This is a genomic window from Bacillus cereus group sp. MYBK30-2 (assembly GCF_051915945.1).
GTDB lineage: Bacteria > Bacillota > Bacilli > Bacillales > Bacillaceae_G > Bacillus_A > Bacillus_A paramycoides.
Window position 1 is genome coordinate 91473 of record NZ_JBQAFR010000003.1, and the last position, 17534, is coordinate 109006.

Consider the following 17534-nt stretch of genomic DNA (forward strand, 5'->3'; position numbering starts at 1 on the left):
ACATTTAGAAAAAACAGGTTTACTAGGCAAAAAATAAGCATACTGAAAATATTCGACATGCTTATAAAACCCTTTATATTCCATGTAAGTTATATAAGGATATTAATAAAGAAAACTTGAGGTAACATTACCTCAAGCTTTCTCACTTCTCATTTCGCTTCTCATCATTTAACTTTTTAATATTCGTAATTAACTGTACCATCTCTTCTTTCGCGTCTGGATACGTCTCATTCCAATGCTTCACTAAAGCTGGCATCGTCTTAGCGATGTAAGAATAAAGTGCCCATTTTTGCACTTGCTCTTTTCGTTCTTCATTACTTTCTCCTAGCAATAGCTCTGTATACTTTTCTAAAAGTCCATCAAATTGCTCATTAAACTTCTCACTCATCTCATTTCCTCCTATATGTAACACTATAAAAAAAGCAGCGAAGATCGCTGCTTTTTCTTATAATTTTGATCGAACAGAGTTTAACTTCTTCTCCATCGTGCTTACTTTATCACGACGATCATCGATACGAATTGTTGTCGCAACGCGCTGTGCACCTTTCGTATACGGTACTTCATGCATTTGTTGAATTACTTCTAATAAAACAGGAAGATCTCCTTCAATTACTGTATTCATCGGTGTTAATTGATACTTCACGCGATCAGCATTTTTCTCTAACACTTTTTGTACTTCTGCAACATATTCACTAACACTTGGATTACCTGTTCCTACTGGAATAATCGATACGTCAACAATTGCCATCGTAGTCTTCCTCCTATAATTGCTTCTTATATATCCATTGTCTATTTTACCGAAATCCTCATCATTTTACTAATTTGTTATTCCTCTACTTTAAACTGCTCAACTAATCTTCCTAAGTCCCTCATATGCTCTGTCAAACTTTCCATCGTATGAGCTACTTTTTCTAAATGATCCACTTGCGATTCAGTTGCAGCATTTACCTCTTCAGAAACAGCTGCACTTTCTTGACTCGTACCAGCAATTGTTTGCATTACCTCTGTAATTTCTCCTTGCTCGTGCCCTATATTCTGCACTTCTGCTACAATTTTTTCAACTGAACCGCTAATTGTATTTACGACTGACATAATTGTACGGAATTCAGTCTCCGCCTCTGTCGTAACTTTATTTTGTATATCAGCAATATCTTTCAATTTACTTACGACTTCTACAACTCGTGTTACCTCTAATTGTACATCGCCAATCATCGTTGCGATTTCTCCTGTTGCCTCTTTCGATTGTTCCGCTAGCTTTCGAACCTCTTCAGCCACAACCGCAAATCCCTTACCTTGCTCACCTGCACGAGCTGCCTCAATCGAAGCATTTAGAGCAAGTAAATTCGTTTGATCCGAAATACCTTTTATAAGCTCTACAACATTTTGAATCGATCCGACTCTTTGCTCTAACTTACCGGATGCTTCCTCTGTATGAACAACAATCGAAGATGATTCTCCTTTTGTACGAACTAAATTCCGCATCGTATTTAATCCTTGCTTAGACGCTTCCTCCGCTTTACCGGCTACTCCCTTTATTTCACCAACGGAATTATTCATTTGTTCCATCGACTGCACCATATTTTCAAGTTGTGTTGAAACCTCATCTACACTATTAGCAAGAGTAGACGCTCCTCCGCTCACATCATCCATTGCACCTGAAACCTCTCTACTAGCTGCTACAGTTTCATTCGTTAAATAATGCAGATTATGCGTCGATTGTTGCACTGCCGATACACTATTTTTAATTTTACTTACCATTTCATTCATTTGCTCCACCATATGATTAAAGTGAGTCGTAAGCGTACCAACCTCATCTTTACTTGTCACTTTCATTTGCAGTGTTAAATCACCTTCCGCTACTTTATGAACATGATTCGTTAACAATTGTAACGGTCTTGCTAATCTTCTTGAGAATAAATATGAAGCTAATATTCCAATCAATAAACTTATACATGCCATTATAATAACTGTATTTCTTGTTTCTACGAGTAAGTTATCAATTGACTCTTTCGGATATACAATCCCAATTTTCCATTTCATCTTATCAAACACTTGACTATAGGCTACTACATCTTTTCCACCTAATGTCGCCACCGCAAATTTCGTTTCATCTTTATTTAAGCTTTTTACAAGTGGTTCTTTTGAAACATCTTTTCCTACTTTTTCTGGATACACAATGGCAATGTTTTTATCATTTACAATAAACATTTCTCCGCCATTATTATATTGAATATTATGGAGTAGCTTTTGAATCGTCCCTAATGATACATCCATTGCTACAACCCCTAACACAGAACCATCTTGTCCGACAATGGCTTTTGAAACTCCAATACTTAACTTACCTGTCGCAATTTCATATTGTGGTTGTCCCCAAATAATCGATTTTGTATCTGCTTCTGATGTTTTATACCAAGGACGACTTGTTGGATCATATCCTTCAGGTACTTTTCCTCCGTCAGCAAGATTTGCGCTTAACGTTTTTTTATCTTTCGTCCCAATATATACATCTAAAATATCAGGATGATTCTTTTTAAATCTTGAAAATTCTTTTAAAATAAAACTCTCCTCTTCTGGAGTAACCCCATCTTGTAACATGTTTTGAATATCATCATGACTTCCATAATGGCCCATATCTTCTTCAATCCGCTGCATAAATGCAGTTAACTGCTCTGTTACAAGATCCATCGTATTTTGAGAATACTGATCAAGGGAACGAGTCTCCTTCTCCTTCTGTAACTGATACACAGCTGTACCTAATATTACAAACATCATAGAAATAAGCACCGAAAATACTACCGCAATTTTTAAACGTAAACTTCTTAACATCTTCCCCCAAGCATCCCCTTCTCGATGAAATTTAATCATATTAATCACTATATTAAGTATAATAGATAAATAGGAAAGCTCAATCTATATAGTTTAAAAATTTGAAATTTGTTCTCATTCCAATCAGCTTAGTTATTATCGTAGTACTTGTGTAAAAACAAATAGTTCATTATCCTTAACATATAATCTCATTCGTTCGGAGGGAACTATGTTACAAAAATTCGGTTTCTCACAATATGAAAGCCAAGCTTATGAAGTTGTCGTATCAAGCAATGAACCATTAGATGCAACAACCATTGTTAAACATTCAGGTGTTCCAAAAGCAAAAATATATGAAGTGTTAGCACGCCTAATTGATAAAGGAATGGTAATGGATTCTGTTTCAGAAAAGAAAAAATTGTATACAGCATTACCACTCAAGCTAGCAATTGAAAAGTTAACGACAGAATTCCAATCTAATATTAAAGAACTTGAAAATAATATTTCTAAAAAATCATTTACGGATGACCGTGTTTGGAGTTTAAAAATGCAGTCTTCTATTAAAGTACAAAGTAGACAACTTGTAGAGGATGCGAAAGAATCCATACGTATCTCCGCATGGAATGATACCCTTTTAGAATATCTTCCTTTACTAGAACAAAAGGCAAAACAAGATGTCCAGATCGAGGCCCTCATAGTTGGAAAAGTAGAAACAGACTTAGAAAACATGCATTTTCTAATCCCAACTGAAGAGCCTAACGCATTAGAGCGCTACTTACTGCTCATCGTTGACGATCGCGAAATTTTATTTGCTGGTGTAGAACAAGAATCATGGCAAGCGATGAAAACAATGTCGCAGCCTTTCGTGAAATTTTTTACGGAATTCTTCTATCATGACGTTGCACTTGCGAAGATTACAGAGAAGCACCATAATCTCTTTATGGAAGATGAGGAAATTAAGAATTTGTTGATGAAGCTGAGGTACTAGCAAGGGGAGAGCTAACAGTAACTACATAGTTAGCAGAACAACAATTAACAGGTCTCGAATTTGATTTATACTTACTTCAATATATAAAAAAGGAGTCTAGTTATTCACCTAGACTCCTTTTCATTTTGCTCTTTTATCTCCATCAACAGCTCAATGATTTTCTCATTTTGCTCAACTTGTTTCTCAGAATTTTGATAGATGAAACGAACCCATCTAAATAAAAAAATTACAAGAAAGAATGGTACAACAGTAAATAGAAAACCAATTATCGAAAAGTTTGAATCCATAGATTATCACCTCGTTACCTACATCCTTCTTCATCCTTCTACTAAATCCTTTAATTTTTTTAAACCAAAAAAAAGAACCTATCAAACGATAGATTCTTCCTTCACAAACTGATTCGAGCGTCCTCTCGTAATCGAGAAAATCGCACAAAGCAGTGCCAATATTATAAAACCGCCGCCTACCCACGCATTATTTATAACAGATGATTTCTCAATAACAACTCCACCTACTGTTGAACCGAGCGCAATACCTAAGTGAAGTGCGGAGTTATTTAAGCCTTGCTGGATACCAGCTGATTCCGGCGCAATTTCAATTAAATAATTTTGCTGTGCGGGTGAAATTGCCCAACTCAGCATACTCCAAATTCCCATCATAATAATAAAGAGTGGGAATGAGAATGTCATCATTGGCAACATAAAGATTGCACATGCAAATACGATAATGATGGAAATAATACTTTTCTTTGATCCCCATTTATCAGCAAGCCATCCACCGAAGCCGCCTCCAATTACTGCCGCGATTCCAAAAATGAAGTAAAACAAACTAATCCAGTTTGCTTCAACGTGCATTACATCTTTTAAAAACGGCGTTAAATATGCATATAGTGTTAAATGACCCGTCAAAAATAAAAATGATGTTAACTGTGCACTTACAACTTTTTTATCTTTTAAAGTAGCAATTTGTTCTCTTATTGATAATACTGATGTCGCTGGTACTTTCGTTAAGAACAACGAAATACAAGCAATTGCCATAACTGTTAATATCGAAATTAATACAAATGGCGCACGCCATCCGTATGCATTTCCTAGTACAAGACCGAGCGGTACTCCAAGTACGAGTGATCCGCTAATCCCCATGAAAATGATTCCAATCGCACGCGCACGAAAATGCGGTTCTACTACACTAGAAGCAAGTGTTACCGATAGTGCAATAATAAGCGATCCACTCGCTGCACAAATTACTCTCGAGAACATTAGCATCCCGTAATTCACACTAAATGCCGAAACGATATTTCCAATTAAGAAAATTGATAATGCCACAACATACAATTTTTTTCTTTCAACCTTACCTGTTAATGCCAATAAAACCGGCCCTGATAGAGCGAATACTACTGAAAATATTGTAATAAGCTGACCAGCTGCACTAATCGACACACCTAAATCATTGGCAACTAAATCAAGCGTTCCTCCTATAATTAGCTCAACCGTCCCGACTACGAAAGCCGCGATAGCTAAAATATATACACGAAAATTCAAGTCTTTCTCCACGCTTTCTATTTTGGTTACTACGACTATAGTAACTAAAATAAGAAGTGGACGCAAGTATAATTTTTTCACAATAAAAAGGCAGGCGTATCATACGCCTGCCTTTCAATTATTAAACTCCAGTTTCTTTTTTCTTATTTAAGTACCAATACACCGGAAGTCCAGTAAATACAATTCCAATTGATAAGAAACAACTTATCGGATCATTAATAATCGCACTACCAATTACAAAGAGCGAACCTAAAATCGCAACGATTGGTACGATTGGGAATAACGGTACACTATACGCACGCTCTTTATCCTTGTTACGTTTTCGTAAAATGAATACACCAATAAACGTCATTACATAGAAAATATAAATAATAAATACGGAAATCTCAGATAGCTTATTCGGATCACTAATAAGCATTAAAATAATTCCTAAAATGATTTCAGCAGTAATCGCATTTGCTGGTGTTTTAAATCTCGGACTTTCTTTTGCAATAAACTTAGAAAATGGAAGTTGTTCACGCTCTGCCATCGACATCGGAATACGTGGGAACGTTAAAATCTTTCCATTTAAACAGCCGAAAATAGAAATAATAATACCGATACTAATAATTTTCCCACCATATTCTCCAAGTAACATGCCCGCAGCTGTCGCTGTTGCGTTTTCTCCAAGGTCTACAATTTTCGCTGCTGGTAATACATTTAATAACGCTAAGTTAATTAACACGTAAGCAGCCGTTACAATTAAAATCCCAACTGTCATTGCTTTCGGTAATAACTTTGTTGGATTCTTCATTTCTCCACCAATCGAAGCTAGTAGAATCCAGCCGTCATAAGCAAATAACGTTGCTAAAATTGCCATTCCGATACTTTGATTTTCTGATATCGGCACAACTACGTTAAAGATATCACTATTCCCTTTCCAAAAACCTAACACAACAATTAATACAATCGGAATCATCTTCCCAATTGTCGTGATTGTTTGAACGATACCCCCATATTTTGTTCCCATACTATTTACAACGCCTAGGAACACAACTGTTCCAATTGCAATTGGTAAATTCCATACTTTATCTAAATAGAAAAAATTAATCATTAAAGAACTAAAATACAAACCTAATGTTCCAATAATAGCTGGTCCATAAACAATCGTTTGCATCCAACCTGATAAATACCCCCAAAAGCTTCCGTAAATCTCCTCTAAATACGTATACAACCCACCATTTTTCGGAATTTGCGCTCCAATTTCGGCTACTGTTAAACCACTTGCTAACGTCAACAAACCACCAATTACCCAAGCAAGAATAGCCATATTAGAACTCCCTGAGTAATCTAATACGCTCCCTGGTTTCATAAACACACCAGACCCAATAATAGTTCCTACTACGATAGAAAGTGCTACTGTTAAACCAATTTTATTTTTCTCATCATGATGCATGCTGCGTATCCTCCTTCCAATTCTAGTGTGATGCAAAAATGAAATAAAAAAACACTCCTCCCTAAAAAAGGGACGAGTGTTATATTCGTGGTTCCACCCTTGTTTCAATTCGTAAAGTTACACACTTCACCAATTTCTCAAGTCTAAATAACGGTTTTTGCCGGCAAGCAATTACTAGGTATCCGTTCACTGCTGCAGTTCAGAGGTGGTAATCGATTTCCCCGTATTAGGAAGCTCACAGCCAAAGGCTTCCCTCTCTGAGAATCGTAAAAAATTGATCATGTCCTCATCATCACTTCTTGATGTCGAATTTTGTAGTTATTGTTCATTATATTGAATTGTTAGAAAAAATCAATATATATTTTATATAACATAAGAAATATTTCTCTCCTTATATTATAACAGAAGATACTACATTTCTCTAATCTCCTCTTCCATGAACGACATGAGATGGTACATAAAAATATATCGGCGATTTTCAAAACACATCGATTATCCAACAAAAAACGACAATAATAAGAGGAGGCTGTTCCAAAGACAGCCCCCTCGCATATGTACCTTTCGGTTGCCCACACGAAAGATACAGCATAGTTCAATTATTTATCTTCGTTTTTCATAAAAAACTTATGATGTGGCAGATCAACATTCAATGCCGCTAGTTGTTTCTTTTCATTTTCTAGAATCGCTTTCGCTTTTTCTTTTGTTGCTGCATCTAAGTTCGCAAAGATGTCTTCATGCTTCTCTTTCTCAGGAAGTTTCACACCTAATTTTGTTAATTCCTCTTTCGCTTGCTCACGAGTTAATTTCCCGGATTTTTCTTGCTCTAAAATTGACTTCGCTTTTGCTTTTGTCGCCTCATCTAATCCTGCAAACATATCCTTGTGATTACCCTTTTCTGGGGATTTCACACCTAGTTTTGTCAATTCCTCTTTTGCCTGTTCACGAGTTAATTTCCCGGATTTTTCTTGTTCTAAAATTGACTTCGCTTTTGCTTTTGTCGCTTCATCTAATCCTGCAAACATATCCTTGTGATTACCCTTTTCTGGGGATTTCACACCTAGTTTTGTCAATTCCTCTTTTGCCTGTTCACGAGTTAGTTTCCCGGATTTTTCTTGCTCTAAAATTGACTTCGCTTTTGCTTTTGTTGCTTCATCTAATCCCGCAAACATGTCCTTGTGCTTATCCTTCTCTGGGAATTTCACACCTAGTTCCTCTAATTGTTTCTTTGTATCATCCATAATTGTTTTCACTTTTTGTTTCGTTACCTCATCTAAATTCTTCTTCGCAGTTCCTTTTGTAACTTGCTCAGCTGCTGGGGTATTAGTTGCCGCAAACGCCGGTACACCAACTCCTCCTATAATTCCAAATGATAGAGCACCTGCAATTGCTAAATACCCAACTTTTTTCTTCTTCATAGGAAATTTCCTCCTTCATATTTCTAAAGCATGTACACTTTCGTATACAATGCCAATAGTAATGTTGATTTCTTAAAATTTCCTTAACGACTAAAAAAAAATACACCGCTCATCACGAGCGGCGTATTTCTAAGCTTTTTGTAATTGTAATTCTTCACGTTCCATTACTTTTCTTAATACAATTGTTTGTGTCATTGTAAATAAGTTACCTGTAATCCAATACAACACAAGTCCTGACGGTGCCGCAAATCCCATAAATAAAATCATTGCCGGCATCATAATTTGCTGTATTTTCAGCATTTGTACTTGCTCTCCAGGCGTTATATTAGATTGAAACACCTTCATCTGGATAAATGTTGTGAACGCTGCAACAATCGGTAATATATGATATGGATCTGCATGTCCTAAGTTCACCCATAAAAACGAAGATGTACGAATCTCTTCAGTTCGGCTAATCGCATAATACAAAGCAGAGAAAATTGGCATTTGTATAAAGATTGGCCAGCACCCAGCTAACGGATTCCAACCGCCTGATTTCATTAGTTCTGACATTTCTTTTTGATACTGCTTTTGTTTTTCAAGATCTTTACTCACATCACCGTGTTTCTTTTTCAGCTTCTGTAATTCAGGTTGCATCTTTTTCATTTTCATTTGACTACGATATTGCGAAACAGCTAATGGAATCAATGCTGAACGAACAACAAGTGTAATGACAATGATAGCAATCCCGAAGCTTCCACCAGATATATGATGAGCAACAAATTGAATCATAAACGAGATTGGATATACGAAATAATGGTTCCAAATTCCCGTACTATGTGAATCTATTGTGCCTGCATTACTGCAGCCAGATAAAACAAAAACAAGTAATAATGATAAACTAATGAGCGCAGCTCGGTATGATTTTAACATGTTCATTCCTCCAATGTTTCGTAATTAATTAGCGAAACATTGGTGTATACGGACCTACCTCGTCACTCTCTCCACTCGATTCTTGTCTGCGAACAGAACGTATCATTCCATATTTATAAAAAATAGAAAATAGCGGTACATTTCCTATACCCTCTTCACATGTATCAACTAGTTTAAAAGCTCTCTGTCTACCGCTCGATGCTTGCTGGCGTACGAAACGAGAAACGTTAGCAAGAAAAAAAACTTCTAATAAACAAAGCGCCGTCGTTACAAACGATATATAGAGAATTGCATCCTGCAATAAAAATTCCATCGCTTCACATCCTTAATAAAGTCATTTTAGCACATTCAACAAACATTCTCTATTTCCTTTTATTTTCAAAAAAGAATTTTGCATATTTTCTCAAAAAAACTATGCTAGAAAATCAATGTATTCGCTTTCTTTAGTATATTCACACACATCTTTGAATAGGTTTAATTTGTTAGAAATTTATAAAATTTTTGCATTATAATAAAACTATTGCCAGTTTTTGAAAAAAGCATTATTCTCTTCTTGTAATCAAAAATGAATATGGAGATGAAACATACTATGGGTCAACTAGGAGACGCCGATTACGTTCCCGACACCGCCTTTTTATCCTTCCCAGCAGCTAAAACATTTCACCTAGAATTTATAATACAGTTGATTGTTATTTTTATAGCTTCTATTTTGTATGCAATTTCTATGAATATGTTTTTTATCCCGCATAATATGATTAGCGGTGGATTTGCTGGCGTAGGGATGATTATCGGTTATTTAATGCACTACAATATCGGTGCACTTATCTTTTTACTAAACATTCCTCTTCTTATTTTAAGTTACTTTTACTTAGGAAAGAAGACAACCTTTTTAACAGCATACTTTGTAGCTATATCATCTTTAGCGATGAATATTATCCCGGTACATCAAGTTTCAGACGATATTCTATTATCTTCTGTATTCGGTGGTGTCATCTGCGGCGCGTCCTCAGGAATTATATTCCGATTTGCTTCTTCAACAGGTGGTTTTGATGTTGTTGGATTGATTGTAGCGAAACATCGCGATGTTTCAATTGGAGCAATCATCTTTGGATTCAACTTAATTTTACTTGTTGCAGCAGGATTCATTTTCGGATGGGATATTACGCTTTATACGTTAATTAGCCGGTTTGTAGTCAGCAAAGTAATTGATGCTGTGCATACGAAACATATTAAATTAACGATAATGACAGTTACAGAAAAAGGCGAGGAAATAAAAAGCGCACTACTACATCGCGGCATACGTGGCGTAACAATGGTAGATGCTGTCGGCGGCTATACAAACCATAAGAAAAAAATGATTTACACTGTCGTAACTCGCTACGAGTTAGGCGAAATGAAACGTATCATTCGCCAAGTAGACAATCGAGCATTTATAAATATTACTGAAACCGTTGAAATTGTTGGACGTTTCAAACGTATATAAAAAGGCGCAAGGAACTACAATTCCTTGCGCTTTTTATTTTTTACACTTGTTACAAAATCAGATAATTCTATTATTGTGTCACTAAATATGTTATAATAAAATTAGATTTACAAAAAAAAGTATATAGACTTGGAAGTTTCTCTTATTATTATAAGCAAAAAGAAACGAGAAGTCGGGTATATTTCAGACACCATACACGTAACGGTTTTAAAAAAGCCGATCATCTTAGTTATTCTTCACTGATCTTTTTATAAAAAGATACGTACAACTAAAATTCACTTCAATATACTATACCTACCTTTTTGACTTCCAAATCATCTTATTACATAGGGAGATGAACATATGAATCAATATATACGATATACAATAGCTATCTTGTTTGCCATCATCGGCGGCATAATCTGCTTCTGGACAAACACTCAGCTTGGAGAGAATATCATCTTTAATGGAATCGAAACACTTGTAAGCGCTTCAATTTTAGGTGGATACATTTTCTTCCTCTTCAATCCAGAAGAAAATGCTCAAAAAACAATGTTATTAACAATGATCGGAATCGTTGGCGGATGTATTTCCTACTCAATGACAAACTATACATTACCACTTCAATTAAGCTCAGCTTTCTTCCACGGTCTTTGGACTTGGTTTATTGCATTCTGCCTAGCAGACGTATTCAACCTATTACAAGACCACGAAGAAGATAACGGTCGCCAAATTGAAAGTAACTCGTAAGCTGGAAGATATTCTTCCAGCTTTTTTATTTTTGCTGACTTCTCTTGTATACCCCACTTGGTACTCATATAAATATATCAACGATTTTTCAAATATATCGATCGTTTCTCCACTTATATCAACGATTTTTTCATTATATCGACGTTTCGACACAGGATATCGATTTACAGATACCCTTCGACACTCAACTCTTACCTATATACCCCACTTGGAATTCGAAACGAAACATGTGCCCCGCCTCGCACCTTGCTATTTTCTACCTGTATTTTGCCGCCATGCTTCTCAATAATTGTCTTCGCAATATATAACCCGAGTCCAAAATGCTCCTTACTTGCTGAACGTGATTGATCTCCCTGATAAAAACGTTGCAATACTTTTTGCAAGTCTCCTTCTTGAAAACCAGGTCCTGAATCATATACATGGAATTCTATTGTGTCATGCCAAGTACATACTTTAACGAGCATCCTCCCTGACACCGGTGTAAACCGAACCGCATTCATTACGATATTATCCATTACTTGACTGATTCGCTCTTGATCAAATACTAAGCTTTGTATGCCCTCATTATTTTCAAATGTAACGTCCCATTCAATCTCTTTCTTTCCAGCTATACATTCATATTCTTCTAGTTTTTTAAGAAAAAATGGATTTATATGTACTTTATTTAAACGCAATTGAAACGAGAAACTCTCTAGCTCATTTACTGTTTGAAACTCCTCAAGAAGTTTTGTCATTCTGTTTGTATTTCGTTCAATCGTTTGTAAATACCGATGTAACAAGTCTTCATTTTTCCATAAACCACTTTGCAAACCTTCTGTATGACCTTGCACAATCGTTAGCGGCGTTTTCAAATCATGAGAAATAGCTCTAATGTATTCTCTTCTTTCTTCTTCTAACTCCCATTGTCTTGACAAACTAGTAGCTAATGCTGCGCGCATATTTTCAAATGAACCAACTAATTCACCAATTTCATTTTTCGCGTTGTACTCTAATTGAAAATTCAGATCCTGCTCTTGAATTCTTTTTGAAGCCTGTGATAGTTCAGCTAGCGGTTTCTTTATTCTCTTTCCCATTCGGTTGGAAACAATATAAGACAAAATTGTAATGTATATAAATGGAGAAATTAAAAATAAGATCATCAAAAAAGAATCAGCTGATGAAGCTGTAGACAGCGTCAAATGATAATTGAACCCTATCGCCCCCTGTAGATCTCCCTCCCTATCCACTAAAGGCAAATAGGTCGTGACTTCATTATCATCATCTTCTCCATGAATATTCGTATTGATAACATTCAAAAGCTGTCTCTCATTTGTTATTAATTTTGTTTGATATGTACCATAAGAAATATCTCCTTTCTTATTAACAATTTGATATTGAATTCCCCCCATAGGGATAATTCCCTCTAATTCATGGCGCTCTTTCTCATTTAACAATAGCGCCCCTTTACCTTTTACGTATTCTTTTATCATGGGGATTTTCTGCTCATAATAGTTCGCGGGAAATACTTTCCCACTCTTCGTTAGCCAATACCAGCCACTAGCCGCCGTTAAAACTGTCAATATTAAACTACCAATTAAAACTATTAAAAAACCAATTACTAGCTGTTGTTTAATCCGTAACCTTTGCATCACTTCTGTACACTCCACTTATATCCAATTCCCCATACAGTTTGGATATATGTACATTCTCTGTCATACCCACTAAGCTTTGTCCTTATTTTCTTTATATGCTCAACAACAGTAGATACATCACTTTCACTATCATATCCCCAAATTTTTTCAAATAGCTGTTCTTTCGTCAAAACTTGACCAGCATGAAGGGCTAATATTTTCACCACTTCATACTCCTTTTTTGTAAAGTGAATTTTTTCTTTCCCTAACATTATTTCATAACTCTGCAAATCTATTACTAAACTTCCATAACGCAGAAGATGCTTTTGCTCCATCATTTGCAATTCTGTCGTACGACGCAAATTAGCAACGATTCTCGCTTTCAACTCTTTTAAACTAAATGGCTTATTAATATAATCGTCTCCACCAATCAATAAACCTTCTATACGAGACTGCTCACTACTATCCGCACTTAAAAATAATATAGGACATGCATAAGACTCTCTCATCTTCTCACATACTTTAAATCCATTCATATCTGGCAACATAACATCTAAAATAATAAGATTTACACTACTATCTAACTTTTTTAAAGCCTCTTCACCATTTAATGCGCTTCTTACTTCATACCCTTCCATGACAAGACTATCCTCAATGAATGTAAGAATATCCGGTTCATCATCTACAAGTAATATTTTGTCCGTCACGGTAAGTCCCTCCTAATTATATACATCTTTTTTACACCAACTAAACATAGCTCCTATTGCACATCCTCCTAAAATTGTACCATTTATTAGGTAAAATGTTACTTTCCCCTCACTTAATATTCTTAGAATTGCTTCGCTTCCAATTAGAAAATAACTAATTTCTTCATTAACATACAAACCAGCTACTATTAAACCAACTATCACAAAATACGTAATGATAGAATTTTGAACCCATAGACTTACAAAGCTACTCAACATTAATAAAGCACTCGCGATAAACCATAATATTAAATAGTATTTTACAGTATATAAAATAGAGGCACCCGTCCCATAAATGACTTGTTTATTCAAAAAGAATGTTTCCTCTGCATGTCTTATAAAAAACGTTCCATATCCATAACTCACAATCAATGCCATTAATAAAAACAAACTTACTATACTCATTTGAGTAATCCATTTTGCCAATAATAATTCCCAACGCCTTACCGGACGGATCATGATAAGACGGTATGCACCAGATGAAATTTCACTATTAAAGCTATCGATAAATAAGATTGGAAAAATCAACAAGAATAGAGTAAAATACCATTCTCGTGTAACTGCGATAGGAAAGTTCAAATTACTTAGGATTGCTTCCGTCCCTTTTGTATCGTAAATAGCAACTCCATAATTATGAACCCATACACTGTGTAAAATAAGTAGCAGTCCAAAAATAATGATTAATACTTTCGTCTTTTTTCTTTCAAAAATCCGTTCAAATTCACTTATAAGTATTTGCATCATTCTTCACACCTCACACAAAATTATCTTTTTTTCCTATCCAATAAACTGTTACAGTACTACAAACAGTAATGTATATGAGTAAAATTGCAGATCCAAAAAAGATCATCCATGAACTACCAGATAAGGATATAGCAATTCCTTCATGCTGTAATTTGATTAAAGAGGAATAATTAATATAAAGAAAAGCCGGTGATTTTCCTATAACTAAAGCCATTACTGGGTATCCAAAAGAAAATATAATAAATCCCATACCAAGAAGTGTTGCACTCGTTGTCGATTTGCTTATAACCGCTAGCATAATTAATATACTCGCCATCGCTATCAAAGTAAGGTAAGCAATTCCATAATAAGAAATACTGTATAAGAACACGCTAAGTGCATTCATTTTTTCTGTGTAATAAAACAGAAGAATATTTGGCTCATGTTCAAAAAAAATATAGCCAATGCAATAACTACAAATAAAATAAGTACCTATAAATAGCAGGGTTACTGCCAATATTGTAATTATTTTCGCAATAAGAACCTCAGAATACGTGTATGACCTTTGGATTATCATCCGAATTTGACCGCTATGATATTCTTGAGCAAACACAAGGACAATCAAAACGAGTAAAACAAGATTACATATACTCATAAGCATTTCAGACAATGAAAGTACTGGGAATGAATTTGCATATGTATAATCAACTGCTGTTCTTTCTACTTCTTGATTATGTTTCAAATAGTATTTCGCAGCCCCAAGCAACATCACCGGGATCATCGCGAAACAAAGCCATGTCACTTTCTTCGCCCAAAGACGCTCCCATTCAGAGCGTACTAACCTCATCATGAACTCATCATCTCCACGAAAATATCTTCTAACTCTTTATTTTCACCTTGCAGCTCTTCTGTCGTTCCACGCCAAATAAGTGATCCTTCCCGAATCATGACCCACGAGTCACACATAAGTTCCAACTCACGAATTAAATGACTAGAAATGAAAAAAGTAATGCCCTTCTCACGTTGTAAGTCGAGTACAATTTTACGAAGTTGCTTAATTCCGACTGGATCTAGTCCGTTAGATGGTTCATCTAAGATAATAAAATCCGGATTTCCGAGAAGCGCTTGAGCAATCCCTAAACGTTGCTTCATTCCTAATGAATACGTACCTACTTTATCATCGGCACGATTTTCTAAACCAACAACCTCCAAAACTTCCTTGACTCTCTTTTCTAGAGCCTCTCCACCCGCATTTAATGTAATCCTTCCCAAATTCCTTAAATTTTTTCGTCCCGACATATAAGGAAAGAAAATTGGGGCCTCTACAATTGCTCCTACATACTGAAGAGCCTCTTTCCGATTCTTTTGCACACTTATACCATTAATTAAAACCTCTCCTTCATTTGGTCGAATCAGCCCCATAATCGTCCGAATAAGTGTCGTCTTCCCAGAACCATTCGGCCCAACAAAACCACAAATTTCATTTTTATAAACAGAAAAAGACATGTGACTTAACAACGTTCTCCCTTTTACCCTCTTCGTCACGTCTCTTACTTCCAAAACCGCTTTTTTCATTCTCATCTCCTCCTTGCTACTAGCATAGGCGGTAAAAATAAACAATTTATAAACAAATAAAAAGAAGTTGCACTTATGGCAACTTCTTTTCCATATACCCCACTCGGTACTCATATAAATATATCAACGATTTTTCAAATATATCGATCATTTCTCCACTTATATCAACGATTTTTTCATTATATCGACGTTTCGACACAGGATATCGATTTACAGATATCCTTCGACATCCTAAACGCACAACATACCCTATCCCCCAAGTAACTTACTGCCGAACTCTACGATTAAAAAGATAACTAATAGGATCGCGAGTATCTTTAATGCTACATATGCTACTTTAAAAACAGCATAAATAAGCAAGACTATCAAAATAATCGTTAAAATTTCCATATTTACTTCCTCCAAGCTTTGCTCTTCTTATCTCATTTTACTCGCCTCAGACTTTTTATGGAACGGCATAAGATGACATATAAAAAAGAGGATACCTTATCCATCGTAAGATACCCTTTCCTTCAACTGCTCGAACCATTCTCGCTCTAATTGTAAATATCCTATTTCACTCTTCTCAGCGCTCTTCAATTCTTTATCTGCTTTCTTCATATAAATGCGTGAAGCTTCTAGATCATCCTCTAAGTATTTGACAATTCCTCGCGTGCGGTAATACCCATATAAGTCCATTTTTGTAATTGCCTTTGCGTGTTCCTTCGCCTCTTGCAGAGAAAGGCTTTCCTTCTGATAAAGTACTCTATATAAAAGATACCAACTATGAAAACTGCCAACGAAATATTTATTTTCTTTCGTTACAGGTAGTTGAACAATTTGTTCTAAATACGGTATCGCTCTTTCCATTCCCTCTTGATCAGATCGAGCAAAAAAGACGAGCATGAGTCCACTCATGATATCTCTTATATCTTTATCCTCTTTTAATTTTTCTTCGCTTATTTCTATTAAACTCTCATCCCAATCTTTCGGCCTTTTGTAGCTTAATAACTCGCCCGATACTTGAATGTTATATAAATGTTGCTTAGCCTTTTCATCATCTTTAATTAAAATGAGAAATTGCATGCCATCGCTTAATAGCGTTCCCTTTACTGGAATTGCTGTGACGACAAAGATTGCAAGGTGTAACACAGAAAAGTATAAAAGCATGTGGTAATAACTCACCATATATATGTAACCTGATACAATGCCGAATACGAAACTCGTTAATGGTCCACTTAAAGTCATCCATGCCCATTTTCTTGAAAGGTTCGGTGTGTATGGAGAAGGCGGCACCAGCATTGCAACGCCTCCAACATACATCCACATTTTATTTTCTCTAATTCGTATTTTTCCCTTTTCTTTTTGGACAGTAATGGGGCCTACTGTCATAAATTTAAATTCCAAACCACCTATCAAACCAAATATTACATGCCCTAACTCATGGATAGCTAACACTAACAATGCAATTCCAAAAAACGTCCATATTTCAATGACTTGCTGTACTTTTTCTATTCGAATAAATCCATATAAAACGGAGCAAACAAGGGCAACCAACATTGAAAAGGCAGGTCTTCTTAAAATGTCCAACGT

The 17534-nt window shown here is 35.6% G+C and carries 19 protein-coding genes, 1 pseudogene and 1 other annotated feature; of the genes and pseudogenes, 3 read left to right on the top strand and 17 right to left on the bottom strand.

Annotated features, from left to right (window positions below):
• Window positions 1–142 precede the first annotated feature (142 nt).
• The 4 genes and pseudogenes from ACTFQM_RS19885 to ACTFQM_RS19900 form a co-directional block, all read right to left on the bottom strand.
• Entirely contained in the window at window positions 143–388 is a 246-nt protein-coding gene (locus ACTFQM_RS19885; RefSeq protein WP_002145027.1) for a YusU family protein, read from the bottom strand.
• Between the two features lie 57 nt (window positions 389–445).
• Window positions 446–748, bottom strand: coding sequence for an MTH1187 family thiamine-binding protein (locus tag ACTFQM_RS19890; protein ID WP_002174081.1), 303 nt, complete (start codon window positions 746–748; stop codon window positions 446–448).
• A gap of 77 nt (window positions 749–825) precedes the next feature.
• Window positions 826–1833, bottom strand: coding sequence for a methyl-accepting chemotaxis protein (locus ACTFQM_RS19895; protein WP_440036176.1), 1008 nt, complete (start codon window positions 1831–1833; stop codon window positions 826–828).
• Window positions 1822–2865, bottom strand: a pseudogene (locus ACTFQM_RS19900) (cache domain-containing protein); the annotation flags it as partial. The pseudogene ACTFQM_RS19900 and the gene ACTFQM_RS19895, both read right to left, overlap by 12 nt.
• Window positions 2866–3034: 169 nt before the next feature.
• Here ACTFQM_RS19900 and ACTFQM_RS19905 point away from each other — a divergent pair.
• Window positions 3035–3793, top strand: coding sequence for a TrmB family transcriptional regulator (locus tag ACTFQM_RS19905; RefSeq protein WP_440035959.1), 759 nt, complete (start codon window positions 3035–3037; stop codon window positions 3791–3793).
• Between the two features lie 104 nt (window positions 3794–3897).
• Here the strand turns inward: ACTFQM_RS19905 and ACTFQM_RS19910 are convergent, their stop codons facing one another.
• The 6 genes from ACTFQM_RS19910 to ACTFQM_RS19935 form a co-directional block, all read right to left on the bottom strand.
• Window positions 3898–4080: a hypothetical protein gene (locus ACTFQM_RS19910; protein WP_048375398.1), complete on the bottom strand. Its 183-nt coding sequence runs from the start codon at window positions 4078–4080 to the stop codon at window positions 3898–3900.
• Window positions 4081–4161: 81 nt separating this feature from the next.
• Window positions 4162–5415: an MFS transporter gene (locus ACTFQM_RS19915; RefSeq protein ID WP_440035961.1), complete on the bottom strand. Its 1254-nt coding sequence runs from the start codon at window positions 5413–5415 to the stop codon at window positions 4162–4164.
• 40 nt (window positions 5416–5455) lie between these two features.
• Window positions 5456–6769 (bottom strand): APC family permease, encoded by a 1314-nt coding sequence (locus tag ACTFQM_RS19920; RefSeq protein ID WP_440035963.1) that lies wholly within the window; start codon window positions 6767–6769, stop codon window positions 5456–5458.
• A 65-nt stretch (window positions 6770–6834) separates the two neighbouring features.
• Window positions 6835–7071: a binding site (T-box leader), on the bottom strand.
• 294 nt (window positions 7072–7365) lie between these two features.
• A complete protein-coding gene (locus ACTFQM_RS19925) occupies window positions 7366–8184 on the bottom strand; it encodes a hypothetical protein (RefSeq protein WP_440035964.1) in 819 nt (272 codons plus the stop codon).
• A gap of 129 nt (window positions 8185–8313) precedes the next feature.
• A complete protein-coding gene (locus tag ACTFQM_RS19930) occupies window positions 8314–9096 on the bottom strand; it encodes a membrane protein insertase YidC (RefSeq protein WP_440035965.1) in 783 nt (260 codons plus the stop codon).
• A gap of 28 nt (window positions 9097–9124) precedes the next feature.
• Entirely contained in the window at window positions 9125–9409 is a 285-nt protein-coding gene (locus ACTFQM_RS19935; RefSeq protein ID WP_025148284.1) for a hypothetical protein, read from the bottom strand.
• A gap of 276 nt (window positions 9410–9685) precedes the next feature.
• Here ACTFQM_RS19935 and ACTFQM_RS19940 point away from each other — a divergent pair, with 276 nt between their 5' ends.
• Window positions 9686–10579, top strand: coding sequence for a YitT family protein (locus ACTFQM_RS19940; protein ID WP_440035967.1), 894 nt, complete (start codon window positions 9686–9688; stop codon window positions 10577–10579).
• A 342-nt stretch (window positions 10580–10921) separates the two neighbouring features.
• Entirely contained in the window at window positions 10922–11308 is a 387-nt protein-coding gene (locus ACTFQM_RS19945) for a DUF3938 domain-containing protein (RefSeq protein WP_440035968.1), read from the top strand.
• Window positions 11309–11499: 191 nt separating this feature from the next.
• Here ACTFQM_RS19945 and ACTFQM_RS19950 read toward each other — a convergent pair whose 3' ends face one another.
• From ACTFQM_RS19950 to ACTFQM_RS19980, 7 genes are all read right to left on the bottom strand, one after another.
• Window positions 11500–12936, bottom strand: a complete 1437-nt coding sequence (locus tag ACTFQM_RS19950; protein ID WP_440036178.1) for a sensor histidine kinase — start codon at window positions 12934–12936, stop codon at window positions 11500–11502.
• Window positions 12936–13625, bottom strand: coding sequence for a response regulator transcription factor (locus ACTFQM_RS19955; protein ID WP_440035970.1), 690 nt, complete (start codon window positions 13623–13625; stop codon window positions 12936–12938). The genes ACTFQM_RS19950 and ACTFQM_RS19955 overlap by 1 nt, the downstream gene beginning before the upstream one ends.
• A 12-nt stretch (window positions 13626–13637) precedes the next feature.
• Window positions 13638–14408, bottom strand: a complete 771-nt coding sequence (locus tag ACTFQM_RS19960) for an ABC transporter permease (protein ID WP_440035971.1) — start codon at window positions 14406–14408, stop codon at window positions 13638–13640.
• Between the two features lie 10 nt (window positions 14409–14418).
• Window positions 14419–15237: an ABC transporter permease subunit gene (locus ACTFQM_RS19965; protein ID WP_440035972.1), complete on the bottom strand. Its 819-nt coding sequence runs from the start codon at window positions 15235–15237 to the stop codon at window positions 14419–14421.
• Window positions 15234–15962, bottom strand: coding sequence for an ABC transporter ATP-binding protein (locus tag ACTFQM_RS19970; protein ID WP_440035973.1), 729 nt, complete (start codon window positions 15960–15962; stop codon window positions 15234–15236). Before ACTFQM_RS19970 ends, ACTFQM_RS19965 begins: the two co-directional genes overlap by 4 nt.
• A gap of 249 nt (window positions 15963–16211) precedes the next feature.
• A complete protein-coding gene (locus ACTFQM_RS19975) occupies window positions 16212–16352 on the bottom strand; it encodes a DUF3985 family protein (RefSeq protein WP_000404783.1) in 141 nt (46 codons plus the stop codon).
• 96 nt (window positions 16353–16448) lie between these two features.
• Entirely contained in the window at window positions 16449–17531 is a 1083-nt protein-coding gene (locus ACTFQM_RS19980) for a M50 family metallopeptidase (protein ID WP_440036179.1), read from the bottom strand.
• Window positions 17532–17534: the final 3 nt, after the last annotated feature.